Annotated in this window: 14 protein-coding genes; 9 read left to right on the plus strand and 5 right to left on the minus strand. The window is 61.7% G+C overall.

The window, feature by feature from the left end; genetic code table 11:
* The first annotated feature begins 45 nt into the window (after positions 1-45).
* From argH to KTQ42_RS08435, 3 genes are all read left to right on the plus strand, one after another.
* Positions 46-1440: an argininosuccinate lyase gene (argH, locus tag KTQ42_RS08425; protein ID WP_217345105.1), complete on the plus strand. Its 1395-nt coding sequence runs from the start codon at positions 46-48 to the stop codon at positions 1438-1440.
* A gap of 426 nt (positions 1441-1866) precedes the next feature.
* Entirely contained in the window at positions 1867-2451 is a 585-nt protein-coding gene (locus KTQ42_RS08430; RefSeq protein WP_217345106.1) for a TRAP transporter small permease subunit, read from the plus strand.
* Between the two features lie 11 nt (positions 2452-2462).
* Positions 2463-4154 (plus strand): TRAP transporter large permease subunit, encoded by a 1692-nt coding sequence (locus tag KTQ42_RS08435; RefSeq protein ID WP_217345107.1) that lies wholly within the window; start codon positions 2463-2465, stop codon positions 4152-4154.
* A gap of 192 nt (positions 4155-4346) precedes the next feature.
* Here KTQ42_RS08435 and KTQ42_RS08440 read toward each other — a convergent pair whose 3' ends face one another.
* From KTQ42_RS08440 to pmbA, 3 genes are all read right to left on the minus strand, one after another.
* On the minus strand, positions 4347-5435 hold the full coding sequence (locus KTQ42_RS08440) for a TRAP transporter substrate-binding protein (protein ID WP_217346871.1): 1089 nt from the start codon (positions 5433-5435) through the stop codon (positions 4347-4349).
* 149 nt (positions 5436-5584) lie between these two features.
* Positions 5585-6664: a TRAP transporter substrate-binding protein gene (locus tag KTQ42_RS08445; RefSeq protein ID WP_217345108.1), complete on the minus strand. Its 1080-nt coding sequence runs from the start codon at positions 6662-6664 to the stop codon at positions 5585-5587.
* Between the two features lie 200 nt (positions 6665-6864).
* A complete protein-coding gene (pmbA, locus tag KTQ42_RS08450; protein WP_217345109.1) occupies positions 6865-8229 on the minus strand; it encodes a metalloprotease PmbA in 1365 nt (454 codons plus the stop codon).
* Between the two features lie 75 nt (positions 8230-8304).
* Here pmbA and yjgA point away from each other — a divergent pair, with 75 nt between their 5' ends.
* The 3 genes from yjgA to KTQ42_RS08465 are packed head-to-tail and all read left to right on the plus strand — an operon-like array spanning position 8305 to position 10195.
* Positions 8305-8913, plus strand: a complete 609-nt coding sequence (gene yjgA / locus KTQ42_RS08455; protein WP_217345110.1) for a ribosome biogenesis factor YjgA — start codon at positions 8305-8307, stop codon at positions 8911-8913.
* Positions 8903-9511, plus strand: a complete 609-nt coding sequence (gene mog, locus KTQ42_RS08460) for a molybdopterin adenylyltransferase (RefSeq protein WP_217345111.1) — start codon at positions 8903-8905, stop codon at positions 9509-9511. Before yjgA ends, mog begins: the two co-directional genes overlap by 11 nt.
* 12 nt (positions 9512-9523) lie before the next feature.
* The gene (locus tag KTQ42_RS08465) at positions 9524-10195 is read left to right on the plus strand and encodes an alpha/beta hydrolase (RefSeq protein ID WP_217345112.1); all 672 of its coding nucleotides are present in this window, start codon (positions 9524-9526) and stop codon (positions 10193-10195) included.
* Positions 10196-10282: 87 nt separating this feature from the next.
* On the opposite strand, the gene purU is transcribed toward KTQ42_RS08465, so the two are convergent.
* Both purU and KTQ42_RS08475 read right to left on the minus strand, forming a co-directional pair.
* Positions 10283-11152, minus strand: coding sequence for a formyltetrahydrofolate deformylase (purU, locus tag KTQ42_RS08470; protein ID WP_217345113.1), 870 nt, complete (start codon positions 11150-11152; stop codon positions 10283-10285).
* Positions 11153-11284: 132 nt separating this feature from the next.
* Positions 11285-11848 (minus strand): polymer-forming cytoskeletal protein, encoded by a 564-nt coding sequence (locus tag KTQ42_RS08475; protein WP_217345114.1) that lies wholly within the window; start codon positions 11846-11848, stop codon positions 11285-11287.
* A 279-nt stretch (positions 11849-12127) separates the two neighbouring features.
* Between KTQ42_RS08475 and KTQ42_RS08480 the strand changes: the two genes are divergently transcribed.
* The 3 genes from KTQ42_RS08480 (at position 12128) to KTQ42_RS08490 (ending at position 15327) form a co-directional block, all read left to right on the plus strand.
* A complete protein-coding gene (locus KTQ42_RS08480) occupies positions 12128-13162 on the plus strand; it encodes an NADP-dependent oxidoreductase (protein WP_217345115.1) in 1035 nt (344 codons plus the stop codon).
* A gap of 91 nt (positions 13163-13253) precedes the next feature.
* Positions 13254-14330 carry a YjgN family protein gene (locus tag KTQ42_RS08485; protein WP_249222689.1) on the plus strand — a complete coding sequence of 359 codons (1077 nt, stop codon included), beginning with the start codon at positions 13254-13256 and terminating at the stop codon, positions 14328-14330.
* Positions 14331-14340: 10 nt separating this feature from the next.
* Positions 14341-15327, plus strand: coding sequence for a M48 family metallopeptidase (locus KTQ42_RS08490; protein ID WP_217345116.1), 987 nt, complete (start codon positions 14341-14343; stop codon positions 15325-15327).
* Positions 15328-15344 lie beyond the last annotated feature (17 nt).

Here is a 15344-nt window from a genome sequence, read left to right on the forward strand (position 1 = left end):
CCTACCCGCTTGCTCTATAATCCCGTAATTCTCCGGGACACAATTATGACAGCACAACTCTCCAAAAAAAGTGAAGCGTGGTCGGCGCGCTTTTCCGAACCCGTTTCCGACCTGGTCAAGCGTTACACCGCATCGGTGTTTTTCGACAAGCGCCTGGCCGAGTTCGATATCCAGGGCTCGCTTGCCCATGCCGACATGCTGGCCGAACAGGGCATCATCAGCCGCCAGGACCTCCAGGATATCCAGCGCGGCATGGCACAGATCCAGTCCGAAATCGCCGCCGGCCAGTTCGAATGGCTGCTCGACCTGGAAGACGTCCACCTGAATATCGAAAAGCGCCTGACCGAGCTGGTCGGCGACGCCGGCAAGCGGCTCCACACCGGCCGTTCGCGAAATGACCAGGTCGCCACCGACATCCGGCTGTACCTGCGCGATGCGATCGATGACATCAGCGGCCTGCTGCGCGAGCTGCGCCTGGCGCTGACCGACCTGGCCGAACAGCATGCCGACACCATTCTGCCCGGCTTCACCCATATGCAGGTGGCGCAGCCGGTTACCTTCGGCCATCACATGCTGGCTTATGTGGAAATGTTTGGCCGTGACGCCGAACGCATGGCGGATTGCCGCAAGCGGGTCAACCGCCTGCCGCTGGGCGCGGCCGCATTGGCCGGCACCACCTTCCCGATCGACCGCGAACGGGTCGCCGCCACGCTGGGATTCGACGATGTCTGCCGCAATTCCCTGGACGCCGTATCCGACCGTGATTTCGCCATCGAGTTCTGCGCCGCTGCCGCCCTGGTAATGACCCATGTGTCGCGCATGTCGGAGGAACTGGTGATCTGGATGAGCCCGCGCGTGGGCTTCATCGACATTGCCGACCGCTTCTGCACCGGCTCGTCCATCATGCCGCAGAAGAAGAACCCGGACGTGCCCGAGCTGGCGCGCGGCAAGACCGGCCGCGTCAACGGCCACCTGATCGCCCTTCTTACCCTGATGAAGGGCCAGCCGCTGGCCTACAACAAGGACAACCAGGAAGACAAGGAGCCGCTGTTCGACACGGTCGACACCGTTACCGACACCCTGCGCATCTTTGCCGACATGGCGCGCGGCATCACGGTGCGCCCGGAAGCGATGCGCGCCGCCGCTTTCCAGGGCTATGCCACCGCGACCGACCTGGCCGATTACCTGGTCAAGAAAGGCCTGCCGTTCCGCGATGCCCATGAAGCGGTTGCCCATGCGGTGCGCGCCTGCGTCGACCGCGGCTGCGATCTGGCCGACCTGTCGCTGGATGACCTGCGCCAGTTCAGCAATCTGGTCGCAGAGGATGTCTTTCATGTGCTGACGCTCGAAGGCTCGGTCGCGGCGCGTGACCATGTGGGCGGCACTGCGCCGAATCAGGTACGGGCGGCCATTGCCAGGGTACGGGCGGAGTTGGGCTGACGGTTGCTTGCCAGGCAGGCGGCTGCAAAAGAATCAGCCTGCCTGCGCAAATGATGATGTTTTTTTACGACTTCATTACTCGTCTTCCGCACGGTTTTCCGCTTATCAATTCGATTTTGGCAAACTAGCAAAACTTTTCTCCGGCTGCGCGGATTTGTTTTCCAAGCTCAGGCATTTTTTCCTATACTCCGTCGACGCTGAGCCGAGGAAGCCGGGTCATCGTGCGTTAAAACACCCGCATGTCCACAGAAAGCCCCTGCAATTGCGCCTTAGCGGCGTTGCAGGTTTTTACGCCAAAATGCTTGTTCCTTACTAGAAATGTCATATACTCCCACCCGCTCACGCAGGAACAAGCCCGTACCAGACGTGCCGCCACGCCATTCGAGGGCAACCCCCCATATCTGAACATCAAGACGGAGACAAACCATGTCTTTACTGCTTTCGCTTGCGCGTCTGATCGACGCGATCAATGAAAAGATTGGCCTCGCGGTCAGTTGGGCCCTGCTGCTGGCAGTGCTGATCTGCGCCGGCAATGCCATCATCCGCTACAGCCTGAACATGAGTTCGAATGCCTGGCTTGAAATCCAGTGGTACCTGTTTGCCGCGATGTTCATGCTGGCCAGCGCCTATACCTTGAAGCGCAACGAACACGTGCGCATCGACGTCATCGTGGGCCGTTTCTCGCGCCGCACCCAGGCCATCATCGACATCCTCGGCTTCCTGTTCTTCCTGCTGCCGGTGTCCCTGCTGATCCTCTATTTTGCGGTTCCCTATGCAATGGAATCGATGCGCAACCAGGAAGTGTCGAGCAATGCCGGCGGCCTGATCCTGTGGCCAGCCAAGCTGCTGATCCCGGTCGGCTTCGTGCTGATGATCCTGCAGGGCTTTTCCGAGCTGATCAAACGCTTCGGCTTCCTCGCAGGCCTGGTGGATGCAAGCGAGTTTGAAAAGCATGCTGCCAATCCGGAAGAAGAAATCGCCGCCATCAAGGCCGCCAACAAGCTCGACTAGGACAGAAAATCATGAGCGCATTCCTGATTGCAAATATGGCGCCGATCATGTTCGGCGCACTGGTGTTGTTCCTGCTATCGGGCTTCCCGGTGGCATTCGCGCTGGCGGCCAACGGGCTGCTGTTCGGCCTGCTCGGCATCGAACTGGGGCTGTTGAAGCCCGAATTGCTGCAAGCCCTGCCGAACCGGCTGTTCGGCATCATGGCCAATGACACCCTGCTGGCGATCCCCTTCTTTACCTTCATGGGCCTGATCCTGGAACGCTCCGGCATGGCGGAAGACCTGCTCGACACCATCGGTCAGCTGTTCGGCCCGATACGCGGCGGCGTAGCCTATGCGGTGATTTTCGTCGGCGCGCTGCTGGCGGCAACAACCGGCGTGGTGGCGGCATCGGTGATCTCGATGGGCCTGATCTCGCTGCCGGTCATGCTGCGCTACGGTTACGACAAGCGGCTGGCCAGCGGCGTGATCGCTGCCTCCGGCACGCTGGCGCAGATCATCCCGCCGTCGCTGGTGCTGATCGTGATGGCTGACCAGCTCGGCCGCTCGGTCGGCGACATGTACAAGGCCGCTTTCTTCCCGGGCCTGATGCTCACCGCAATGTATGCTGGCTATGTGATGGCGATATCGATCTTCCGCCCGGGCGCGGCACCAGCGCTGCCGCTGGAAGCGCGCAACCTGCGCCAGCCGGATGGATCGAGCGGCGTCAAGTCGCTGGTGGTGCTGCTGGCCATCGCAGTCGGCATCACCTACCTGTTCGACGGCTGGTTCGGCGCACGTCATCCAAACAAGCCTGCCGACGAAGTGATGATCTACGGCGCCTCCCTGGCAACCGCAGTCTGCTTCCTGTTCGCCTTTGTCAATCGCAAGCTGGGCCTGAACATGCTCTCGCGCATGGCCGAGCGTGTGGTATTTGTGCTGATCCCGCCGCTGGCGCTGATCTTCCTGGTGCTCGGCACGATTTTCGTGGGCATCGCCACGCCGACCGAGGGCGGCGGCATGGGTGCGCTGGGCGCACTGATCCTGGCCATGATGAACCGGCGCCTGAACTGGAGCCTGTTGAAGCAGGCCATGGATTCCACCACCCGCCTGTCCTGCTTCGTGATCTTCATCCTGATCGGCTCCAGCGTATTTTCCCTGGTGTTCCGCGGCGTGAATGGCGACCTCTGGGTCGAGCATCTGCTGACATCCCTCCCGGGCGGCAAGGCCGGCTTCCTGATCGTGGTGAACATCCTGTTCTTCGGGCTTGCCTTCTTCCTGGACTTCTTCGAGCTGGCATTCATCCTGGTGCCGCTGGTTGGGCCGGTTGCCGAGAAGATGGGCATCGACCTGATCTGGTTCGGCGTCCTGCTGGGCGTGAACATGCAGACCTCCTTCATGCATCCGCCATTCGGTTTCGCGCTGTTCTATCTGCGTTCGGTGGCGCCCAAGGAAGTCAAGACCTCGGATATCTACTGGGGCTCGGTGCCCTTCGTGCTGATCCAGGTGGTCATGGTGTCGCTGATCATCGCCTTCCCGCAGCTGGTATCCGTCGAGAAGCATGCCGACATGAAGGAACAGCTTGAACTGCGCATCGATACGCCGTCCGAGAATAGCCAGCCCGAAGGCCAGCCCAACCTGGACTTCTCGACCAGCGAGGAACAGAAGCCAGCCGACGGCGGCGAGCCGCAGCTGAACTTCTCCACCGAGGGCGAGAAGAAGTAGCATCCGCCAGTCTGGCGATCCAGGACCGATCGCCATGGTCGCAAGTAGAAAGGCCCCGCTTCATCACGGGGCCTTTGCCATGGATTGCCGTTTTTGCAGTGCCGGTGGCTGTTTGCGCATCAGGTGCAAGGCCGCCGGTGGAATAACACCGCATCGCGGCGTATCAAAGGCGGGATCAGCGCCCTGCGGGAATCAACGTGCGCTGTTCATATAGTTTTGCAAGGTTGCCTCGGCCACCGAAAACCATTGGTTTTCATCCTGGCGGAAGCGCTTCCAGGGTTCATAAACCTTCTTGAACTTGGCGTTCCTTGACGCTTCCTCTTCCATCACCTCCTGGGCAGCCTTGTAACAGGCGTCCATGATGTTGCGAGAGAAGCTGCGCAGCTTGACGCCGCTCTTGAGCAGGCGCGCCAGCGCGCTCGGATTGCGCGCATCGTACTGTGCCTGCATCACCACATGGGCCTCGTATGAAGCCGCTTCAAAAGCCGCCTGATAGACCTTGGGCAGCTTCTCCCATTCCTTTGCATTCACATAGAAGGAAATCTGCGGACCGCTCTCCCACCAGCCGGGCGCATAGTAAAACGGCGCGACCTTGTTGAAGCCCAGCTTTTCATCGTCGTACGGTCCGATCCACTCGGCTGCATCGATGGTGCCCTTTTCCAGCGCCGGATAAATGTCGCCACCCGCAAGCTGCTGCGGCACCAGGCCGAGGCGCTGCATTACCCGCCCGGCAAAGCCGCCGATGCGCATCTTCAGCCCGTTAAGCTCTTCAACTGATTTGATCTCCCTGCGAAACCAGCCGCCCATCTGAGTGCCGGTATTGCCGCCCATGAAGTTGACGATGTCGTATTCACGCAGGAAATCGCGCATCAGCTCACGGCCGCCGCCCTGATCGAACCAGGACGACTGCTGCCGGGAATTAAGGCCAAAAGGCACGGCGCAGTCGAATGCGAACGTGGGATCCTTGCCAAAATAATAGTAGGAGCAGGTATGGCCGACTTCGACCGTGTTGGCCTGGACGGCATCGGCCACTTGCAGCGCGGGTACGATTTCGCCGCCGGGAAAGGCGCGGATATTGAATTTGCCGTCAGTAAGCGCGGCTACACGCCTGGCAAGGGTTTCGGCGCCACCGTAGATGGTGTCCAGGGATTTTGGGAAACTGGAGGCGAGGCGCCAGTTGATTGAGGGGTGGGTTTGGGCCACGGACGGCGTGGCAATCGAGGCGAGGGTTCCGGCGAGGGCGCCGGCACCAGCGGTACGGATGAACGAACGACGTTCCATATTTTCTCCTGAGTGAATGATGCTGACTTGGCTTACTGCTCCTTTGCTGCGGCTACGACACTGAAAAAAAGCCCGTAGGACTTGCGTGCTACGGGCGCTTTGAAACAACTGCCGGCCGGCGGATCCGCCGGCCTGTGATGTGCTTCGACTTACTTGCGGCTGACCATGAAGTTGGCGATCGGCGCTTCGGACACCGAGTACCACTGGTTCTGGTTCTGGCGGAACTGCTTCCACGGCTCGTAGATCTTCTTGAACTTCGCGTTCTTCGCGGCTTCCTCTTCCATCACCTCGGTCGACGCCTTGTAGGCGGCTTCCATGATGTCGCGAGAGAAGGTGCGCAGCTTGACGCCTGCCTTCAGCAGGCGGGCCAGCGCGGCCGGATTGCGGTTGTCGAAGTCGGCCTGCATGAACAGGTGCGCTTCATGGCTGGCCACTTCGAAGGCATGCTGATATTCCTTCGGCAGCTTTTCCCATTCCTTGATGCCGACCATGAAGTTGAGCTGCGCGCTCGCTTCCCACCAGCCCGGCGCGTAGTAGAACGGCGCCACGCGGTTGAAGCCCAGCTTTTCGTCGTCGTACGGACCCACCCATTCCGCCGCGTCGATCGTGCCCTTTTCCAGCGCCGGGTAGATGTCGCCGCCGCCGATCTGCTGCGGCACCACGCCCAGGCGCTGCACCACGCGGCCGGCCAGGCCGCTGATGCGCATCTTCAGGCCGTCCATGTCCTTCAGGGTCTTGATCTCCTTGCGGTACCAGCCGCCCATCTGGGTGCCGGTGTTGCCGCCCATGAAGTTCAGGATGCCGTAGTCCTTGTAGAACTCGCGCATCAGCTCCTTGCCGCCGCCGAATTCGAACCAGGACGTCTGCTGGCGCGAAGTCAGGCCGAAAGGCACTGCGGTGTCGAAGCAGAATGCCGGGTCCTTGCCGAAATAGTAATAGCCTGCGCTATGGCCCATTTCGACTGTGCCAGCCTGCACTGCATCCACCACCTGGAGCGCCGGAACGATTTCACCCGCTGCGAACACGCGGATGTTGAATTTGCCGCCGGTCAGTTCGGCTACCCGCTTGGACATGCGTTCCGCAGCGCCGTAGATGACGTCCAGCGATTTCGGGAAGCTTGACGCCAGGCGCCAGTTGACGGTGGGCTGCGACTGCGCCAGCGCTGGCGCTGCAATCGCGCCTACCGATGCGCCAACTGCGGCTTTTTTCAGGAAGGAACGTCGTTCCATGATGTTGTTATCTCCAGAGACTTGTGATGTATAGGAATGGCTGCAGCCCGGCAATTGAAAAGTTGCCGGGCAAACGGCGTTGCAGATTGTAGGGGCGGCAAGGAAACGCCGCAATACAAATAGCTGCGGCGATGCACAAGTTCTTTTCAGGGTGTGCTGGCGTTAGGGGCCTTGCCGTGCAATCCGCGCCGGCGCTGCGTTCAATTGCCGGCGACGGTCATGCTTTCGATCAGGATGGAGCCGGTTTCACGGGTGCCGCGTATGAGCGTATCGGTGCCGATGCCAACAATCTGCTCGAACATCAATTTCATGTTGCCGGCAATGGTGATTTCCTCGACCGGATACTGGATCACGCCATTCTCCACCCAGTAACCCGACGCGCCGCGCGAATAGTCGCCGGTGACGTAATTGACGCCCTGCCCCATCAGCTCGGTCACCAGAAGGCCGGTGCCCATTTTCCTGAGCATGCCGGCGAAGTCATCGTCGGCGCCGGTACGGCTGGACGTGATCCTGAGGTTATGCGCGCCGCCCGCATTGCCGGTCGTCTTCAGGCCAAGCTTGCGGGCCGAATAGGTGGACAGGAAATAGCCCTGCACCACGCCGTCGCGCACCACGTCGCGCCGGGCGGTTTTCACGCCCTCCTCGTCGAACGGCGCCGAGCCGACCGCGCCGGGCAGATGCGGGTCCTCGATGATCTGGATGTGGTCGGCGAACACCCGGCTGCCGACCGAGTCGTGCAGGAAGGTGGACTTGCGGTACAGCGCGCCGCCCGACACCGCCTGCACGAAAGCGCCCAGCAGGCCGGCGGCCAGCGGCGCCTCGAACAGCACCGGGCACTTGCGGGTGTCCAGTTTGCGCGCATTCAGGCGTGCAAGCGCGCGTTCGGCGGCGTAGCGGCCAATCGCCTCGGGCGCGGCCAGCCTGGCGGGGTCGCGCGTGGAGGAATACCAGCTGTCGCGCTGCATGTTGCCGCCTCGGCCGGCGATCGGGACGACCGACATCGTGTGGCGGGAATAGGGATAGCCGCCGATGAAGCCGCGGGTATTGGCGCTGACGAAATGCGACTGCTGCGCATGCACGCTGGCGCCTTCGCTGTTTTCCACCCGCGGATCGACCGCGAAGGCCGCCGCCTCGGCACGGGCGGCCAGCGCAATCGCCTCCTCGGCGTTGATGGTCCAGGGATAGCAGAGCTGCAGGTCACGCGGCTCGAATTCCAGCGTGTCCTCGTCCGGCAGGCCGGCGCAGTCGTCCTCGGCGGTGAAGCGCGCGATATTGCAGGCCGCGTCCACGGTGTCCTTCAGCGACTGCTGCGCGAAGTCGGAGGTGCTGGCGCTGCCGCGCCGCACGGCGCCCTGCCTGCCCATGTAGATCGTGACCGAGATGCCCTTGTCCTTGTTCTGCTCGATGGTTTCCACATCCCCCCGCCGCACCGTGACCGACAGGCCGCTGCCCTCGCTGATCTGCACCGCGGCATCGGACGCGCCGGCCTCTCTGGCGTAACGCAGCACATCCTCGGCAAGCGCGCGCAACTGGTCCTGGCTGTGGATAAACAAGGTATCGTTCATGGCGGATTTTAGGGGGCCGTGTAAAAGAGTTATCATAGCAGCCGTTTACCGAATGGCTCATGCCGCATCCCTATCATGCCTAACTCCAACCGGGGCTCCACCGGATTCCAGTCGAATGAATTTGAACAGGAATACGACCGCCCATCCAAATCCCAGCTCAAGCGTGAAATGACCGCCCTGCAGAAGCTGGGCGCAGAACTGATTGCCGAACCACGCGAACGCGTCAAGCGCGTGCCGATGCCGGAAGACGTGCGCGACGCCATCCTCGAATGCCAGACCATCAAGGACCATGAGGGCCGCCGCCGCCAGCTGCAATATGTCGGCAAGAAAATGCGCACCCTCGAAGAAGAGGAAGTCGCGCTGATCCGCAAGACCATCGACAGCTGGAAACAGCCGTCGCGCGCCGAAACCGCCGCGATGCATGCGATGGAACGCCGCCGCGACAAGCTGCTGGCCGACGACGGCGCGCTGACCGAATTGCGGGCCCAGTATCCCGAACTCGATGTGCAGCAGATGCGCACCCTGATCCGCAATGCCCGGCGCGAACAGGCCGAGCAGAAGCCGCCCAAGGCGTACCGCGAAATTTTCCAGGTATTGAAGCAACTCCAGGGTGGCACCAAAGCGGCGCAAGCCGATCAGGAAAACCAGGAAGACCAGGAAGAAGGAGAAGACGATGAGGCGTGATGGCGCAGCGCGCATCGGCCTGGTTTCGGTGTCGGACCGGGCATCGGGCGGCGTCTACCAGGACCAGGGCATACCCGCCCTGAATGAATGGCTGTCCGGCGCCCTGACCAGCGCCTTCGAAGTGGAAACCCGCCTGGTCGCCGATGAACGCGAACAGATCGAAGCCGCGCTGATCGAACTGGTGGACCAGCTACAATGCGACCTGGTGATCACCACCGGCGGCACCGGCCCGGCCCGGCGCGACGTGACGCCGGAAGCCACGCTGGCCGTAGGCACCAAGGAGATGCCCGGCTTCGGCGAACAGATGCGCCAGATCAGCCTGCATTTCGTGCCTACCGCCATCCTGTCGCGCCAGGTCGCGGTAATCCGCGAAGCCGACGGCCATGCGGCGCTCATCATCAACCTGCCCGGCCAGCCCAAGTCGATCCGCGAAACCCTGGAAGGCCTGAAGGACGCCGATGGCAAGCCGCTGGTGGCAGGCATCTTCGCCGCCGTGCCCTACTGCATCGACCTGATCGGCGGCCCGTACATCGAGACCGACGAGGCGGTATGCAAGGCCTTCCGTCCGAAATCGGCAATCCGTCCCAAAACCGCATGAGGCTTTCACCAGATGACTTCCGCAGCGCTTGAAACCATACAGATAGAAACCGGCCCGAATCCCACCGCCTCCGTGATCTGGCTGCACGGCCTGGGCGCCAGCGGCGACGACTTCGTGCCCATCGTGCGCGAACTGGACCTGGCCGGCATGCAGGACATCCGCTTCGTCTTTCCGCATGCGCCCACCATGCCGGTCACCATCAACAACGGCTATGTGATGCGGGCCTGGTACGACATCATCGGCGCCGACCTGTCGCGCCGCGAGGATGAAAAAGGCCTGCGTGCATCGCAGGCGATGGTGGAACAGCTGATCGCCCAGGAAAAAGCGCGCGGCATCCCCGCCGAGCGCATCGTACTGGCGGGTTTTTCCCAAGGCTGTGCAATGACAATACAGACCGGCCTGCGTCATCCCGAGAAACTGGCCGGCCTGCTGTGCCTGTCGGGCTATGTGCCGCTGCACACCACGATCGCCGAGGAACGGCATGCATCCAACCAGGCCACGCCGATCTTCATGGCCCATGGCCGCGGCGACCAGGTGATTCCCATCATCCGCGCCGAGCAGTCGCGCGATCTCCTGCGATCGCTGGGCTACGAGGTGGAATGGCATGAATACATGATGCCGCACTCGGTCTGCCAGGAAGAGGTGGACGACATCAGCGCCTGGTTCCGGCGCGTGCTGGGCTGATCCTTTCCAACCGCAGCGGAAAACGCCGCCGCACAATGAAAAACAGGCAGGGAAACCTGCCTGTTACGCTTTTCTCAATACACGGGCTTACCTGAACACCACCGTCTTGTGGCCGTTCAGCAGTATCCGGTGTTCCACGAACCATTTCACCGCCCGCGCCAGCACCACGCATTCGACATCGCGGCCGATGGCGGTCAGGGTGTCCGGATCCATCGCGTGGTCTACCCGCTCCACATCCTGCTCAATGATCGGGCCTTCATCCAGGTCGCTGGTCACGAAGTGCGCCGTCGCGCCGATCAGCTTTACGCCGCGGTCATGCGCCTGGTAATAGGGCTTGGCGCCCTTGAAGCTGGGCAGGAAGGAATGATGGATGTTGATCGCACGGCCCTTCAAGGCCTCGCACATCTGCGGCGACAGGATTTGCATATAACGCGCCAGTACCACCAGGTCGATGCCATGCTCGCGAGCGATGGCAAGCACCTTTTCTTCCTGCGTGCGCTTGGCTTCCGCCGAAGCGCCCGCCGCTAGGGGCAGATGGTGGAAGGGAATGTTGTAGCTGGCCGAGAGCTGATAGAAATCGGTGTGATTGGACACGATGGCCGGTATTTCCACCGGCAGCAGTCCGCTCTTGTAGCGGAACAGCAGGTCGTTCAGGCAATGGCCGATCTTCGACACCATGATCAGCATGCGCGGCTTCTTGTGCGCATCATTCAACTGCCAGTTCATCTGCATGCTGTCGCCCAGCACGGCGAAGTCGCTGCGCAGCAGCGCATCGCCGATGCCACTGTCTTCCAGCGAAAAATGCACGCGCATGAAAAACAGTTTGGACTGGGCGTCGCCAAACTGTGCGGAATCGATGATGTTGCAGCCGTGATCGGCCAGGAAGCCCGATACGCGGTGAACGATGCCACGCTGGTCCAGGCAGGAAAGGGTAAGAATGTATTCCGGGTGCGTCATGTTATTGATGTTCGGATGCGGCAAAGCCGGGTATTGTCGCACGAGCCGGGGATTCGGAAGATAAAGCCCTGAAACAAAAATGCCGGCGCCCTGCAGGGCGCCGGCATCGTTACGGTCTATGCGGCTCTACGATCAGACAGCTGCCTTGGCCACCGACAGACCGGAGCGAGCGCCGTCAGAACCAACCTGGGTGTCGCCAGCCAGTTCGCCGCCTTCTTCGATCACGATCTTGCCGTAACGCACGGTACCGATCACCTTGCCGGTCGAATAAATGACCAGCTTCTGGCGGGCCGTCAGATTGCCGTCGAAGGTGCCGCGCACATGGGCGACATCGATTTCGGCGGAGCCGCTGAAGGAACCCTGCTCGGCGATCTGGATTTCACGCGCTTCCATGGTTGCCTCGACCGTGCCTTCCACCACCAGGGTGTCGCAGTCGGTGATCTGGCCGCCGGTCAGCTTGATCTTGGGGCCGACGATGAGCTTGCTGCCGCCTTCGGACGATGCCGGGGCCGGTGCGGCCGGCGCAGGCGCGGCACCGCTGGCGCCGCCCGGTCCCATGCCGGTCGGAGTCGGAGCGGGCTTGACAGCGCTGGACATGCCGCCCGGCTGAGTGCCAGGGGTGGACGCGTTCAGCGGTGCGTTGGGGGTGGTGGAATTGGGTTCGCGCTTGCCAAAAAGGGTTTCGGAACGAAGCATGGGATCTCCTGGAAATAACTAGAACAAGGGCCGGTTTAAGGACGTAGGGCCGCGTCGGTGGCGCGTTTCAACCTACGGGTAAGTCGCTGTTGGCTTGCCGGAACCGGCAAATCATCGAGTTTGTGCTCTGGCGCAACAATATTGAGCTTGCGGATCGCAAAGCTCCCGGCTTGGTCTGATGAACGAACAGAAAGTTCCTGTTTTCTTACAAATGCCGAAAAAAGCACGACCGTTTCAATTTGCGGTATAGTGCTTCACCCAACTCAACAGGAGACCAGAATGACCACGACGCTCACCAACCAGCAGTTCCGCCTTGCCGCCCGCCCGGTCGGCATGCCCAAGGACAGCGACTGGCAGCATACATCCGAACCGGTAGGCGAACTGGCTGACGGCGAAATCCTGGTCAAGGTGATCTACCTGTCGCTCGACCCTGCAATGCGCGGCTGGATGAATGAAGGCAAATCCTACATCCGCCCGGTGGGCATAGGCGAAGTGATGCGCGCCGGCGGTATCGGCCGCGTGGTCGCGTCGAAGTCGCCGAAATTTGCCGTGGGCGATTACGTATCCGGCGTCCCCGGCGTGCAGCAATACTGGATCGGCGCCGCCGACGACAAGGCCGCTGCCTTCTACAAGGTCGACCCCTCGGCCGCGCCGCTGCCCAAATACCTGAATGCGCTGGGCATGCCCGGCATGACGGCCTATTTCGGCCTGCTGGAGGTCGGCCAGCCCAAGGCCGGCGAAACCGTGGTGGTGTCCGGCGCCGCCGGCGCAGTGGGACAAACGGTGGGTCAAGTCGCCAGGCAGCGCGGCTGCCGCGTGGTCGGCATCGCCGGCGGCAAGGAGAAATGCGATTTCGTGGTCAATGAGCTGGGCTTCGACGCCTGCATCGACTACAAGACCGGTTCGGTGAAGGATGGCCTGAAGCAGCATTGCCCGAAAGGCGTGGACGTCTACTTCGACAATGTCGGCGGCGACATCCTGGATGCGGTGCTGACCCGCATCAACATGAAGGCGCGCATCATCATCTGCGGCGCGATCTCGCAGTACAACAACACCACGCCGGTCAAGGGCCCGGCAAACTACCTGTCGCTGCTGGTCAACCGGGCGCGCATGGAAGGCATCGTGGTGTTCGACTGGGCCGACCGCTATCCGGAAGCGGCGGCACAGATGGCGCAATGGATGAAGGATGGCAGCTTCAAGTCGCGCGAGGATATCGTCGATGGCCTGGAAAACTTCCCGCAGACGTTGCTGATGCTGTTCGAAGGTCGCAATTTCGGCAAGCTGATCCTGAAGGTGGCTGACGAACAGGGCTAAGCAGCCGCGTGGCCGCTAATACTTTTATTATTGATTGACAATTTCCTGGAGGCAGGCAATCTGCGTGCTTCCTTCACCTCCAGGAGCCTCGATGTCAGCCATCATTCCCGCAACCGACACGCCTTTCTCCAACGGCCAGCTGGTCATGGTCGAGCCGGTCAGTTTCACCGGCACCGGCGCCGAATACTTTCGGATCTGGATTACCAATACCTTTCTGTCCATTATCACGCTCGGTATTTATTCGGCCTGGGCCAAGGTCAGGCGTACCCGCTACTTTTACGGCAATACCCGCCTGGCCGGAGCCACCTTCGACTACCATGGCGAGCCCAAGGCCATTCTGAAGGGGCGCATGGTGGCAGTGGTGCTGCTGATTGCCTATCAGGTGTTCTCGGAGATGCAGGGCCTGCTGGCCGGTGCGCTGGCCCTGCTGCTGATCGCGGCATTGCCCTGGCTGATCTGGAAAAGCCTCCAGTTCAGGCTCTACAACACCAGCTATCGGGGCATACGCTTTGGCTTCGGTGGCAGCACCGCGGGCGCGTATATCGCCTATCTGCTGTGGCCGGCAATTGCGTCGCTGACCGCATTCCTGCTGGCGCCGATGGCGCACCAGCGCATCAAGCGCTTCCAGCATAATGAAAGCCGTTACGGCGTCAGCCGGTTTTCCTTCGATGCCAGGGTCGGACGGTTCTATCTGCTGTACCTGAAAGCCTTCCTGGTCTTCGTGGCGGGGGGTATCGTGCTGGGGCTGTTATTTGGCAACATGCTGGCAGCCTTGTCGAAGCGCAGCGACGTACCAGCCGAAGCCTATCGCGGTGCCCTGCTGTTTCTGGCGGCGTTTTATGCATGGGCCATGCTGATGTATCCGGTATTTAACGCAATGCTTCAAAACCTGGTCTGGAATCACACTTCCATCGGCCCGCACCGCTTCGAAAGCCGGGTTGCTCCGGGGCGCGTGGCCTTCATTGCGCTGACCAACCTGCTTGCCATTATCTGCACACTGGGCCTTTACATGCCTTTCGCGAAAATACGCATGATGAAATACCGGCTTGAATCGGTCGCGCTGCTGGTCGATGGCAGTCTCGACGATTTCGTCGCCGATGCACAGGCCCGGGCCGGCGCCACCGGCGAAGGCGTGGCCGACCTGCTGGATTTCGACTTGTCGCTGTGAGACTCGATCGATGAGCATTCCTGCCGCCTATTTCGATGGCAAGACGTCGCGCCGCCACCAGGTGGTTCTGACGGTGGAAGGGAATGTGGCAAGCATCAGCGGCGGGGCCAGCCGGCACTGTCTCCTGGCCCAGTTGCGGGTATCCGAAGCTAGCCAGCACGGCATGCGCCTCGTTACCTTTCCGGACGGCGCCTATCTGGAAATCCAGGACCGGCAAGGCTTCGCGCGCATGCTGGCTGCAACCGGCCACGCCGACAGCCTGGTCAGCAGGCTGCAGCAGAGCTGGCGGGCCACGCTGCTTGCGGCGCTGGCAATGGCCGCCATCATCGCTCTGCTATGGCGTTTCGCGTTACCGCTGGCGGCGGACCTGGCTGCTGTCATGTTGCCATCGACGGTGGAACGCAGCCTGGGAGAGGCAACCCTGCAGGCGCTGGACGCCAGGCTGTTCGATGCCAGCCGCCTGAAGAGTGAGCAGCAACAGCGCATAACAACCCGCTTCGGCACGCTGGCCGGAAGTACTGCCGATACGCCGCGGTTCGAACTGCTGTTCCGCAAGAGCCGCATCGGCCCGAATGCGCTTGCGCTGCCGGCGGGCCGCATTGTGCTGACCGATGAACTCGTCGCGCTGCTGGCGGACGATGAAGAGGCATTGATGGCGGTGCTGGCGCATGAACTGGGCCATGTGCACCATCGCCACCTGGTGCGGCGGCTGGTGCATGGCGCAGCGGTTGGCGCGGCCGGGATGGCGCTGTTTGGCGACGCTTCCGGCCTGGTGGCCACGCTGCCAACGCTGATGCTGGACCTGCACTATTCACGCGACGCGGAACGCGAGGCTGATCTGTATGCCGCGAATCTGCTCAGGCGCAGCGGGTTGAGCGCACAGAGCCTGGCGGCGGCACTGGAACGCCTGAGCAATGAAAAGCAGGATGGCCCAACCTATCTGTCCACCCATCCCGCCATGGCGGAACGCATAGCCCGCCTGCGCAAACTGCGCTGAACGCCTGATCAATAAGA

The organism is Noviherbaspirillum sp. L7-7A, assembly GCF_019052805.1.
In the GTDB taxonomy this organism is placed as follows: domain Bacteria; phylum Pseudomonadota; class Gammaproteobacteria; order Burkholderiales; family Burkholderiaceae_D; genus Noviherbaspirillum_A.

Bases quoted from the DNA above. Each gene is read 5' to 3' on its own strand.
- KTQ42_RS08475 (WP_217345114.1), bottom strand. From the start codon at position 11,848: ATGCTTCGTTCCGAAACCCTTTTTGGCAAGCGCGAACCCAATTCCACC.
- yjgA (WP_217345110.1), top strand. From the start codon at position 8,305: ATGCCTAACTCCAACCGGGGCTCCACCGGATTCCAGTCGAATGAATTT.
- KTQ42_RS08485 (WP_249222689.1), top strand. From the start codon at position 13,254: ATGTCAGCCATCATTCCCGCAACCGACACGCCTTTCTCCAACGGCCAG.
- KTQ42_RS08440 (WP_217346871.1), bottom strand. From the start codon at position 5,435: ATGGAACGTCGTTCGTTCATCCGTACCGCTGGTGCCGGCGCCCTCGCC.
- KTQ42_RS08465 (WP_217345112.1), top strand. From the start codon at position 9,524: ATGACTTCCGCAGCGCTTGAAACCATACAGATAGAAACCGGCCCGAAT.
- KTQ42_RS08490 (WP_217345116.1), top strand. From the start codon at position 14,341: ATGAGCATTCCTGCCGCCTATTTCGATGGCAAGACGTCGCGCCGCCAC.
- KTQ42_RS08480 (WP_217345115.1), top strand. From the start codon at position 12,128: ATGACCACGACGCTCACCAACCAGCAGTTCCGCCTTGCCGCCCGCCCG.
- mog (WP_217345111.1), top strand. From the start codon at position 8,903: ATGAGGCGTGATGGCGCAGCGCGCATCGGCCTGGTTTCGGTGTCGGAC.
- pmbA (WP_217345109.1), bottom strand. From the start codon at position 8,229: ATGAACGATACCTTGTTTATCCACAGCCAGGACCAGTTGCGCGCGCTT.
- KTQ42_RS08435 (WP_217345107.1), top strand. From the start codon at position 2,463: ATGAGCGCATTCCTGATTGCAAATATGGCGCCGATCATGTTCGGCGCA.
- argH (WP_217345105.1), top strand. From the start codon at position 46: ATGACAGCACAACTCTCCAAAAAAAGTGAAGCGTGGTCGGCGCGCTTT.
- KTQ42_RS08445 (WP_217345108.1), bottom strand. From the start codon at position 6,664: ATGGAACGACGTTCCTTCCTGAAAAAAGCCGCAGTTGGCGCATCGGTA.
- KTQ42_RS08430 (WP_217345106.1), top strand. From the start codon at position 1,867: ATGTCTTTACTGCTTTCGCTTGCGCGTCTGATCGACGCGATCAATGAA.
- purU (WP_217345113.1), bottom strand. From the start codon at position 11,152: ATGACGCACCCGGAATACATTCTTACCCTTTCCTGCCTGGACCAGCGT.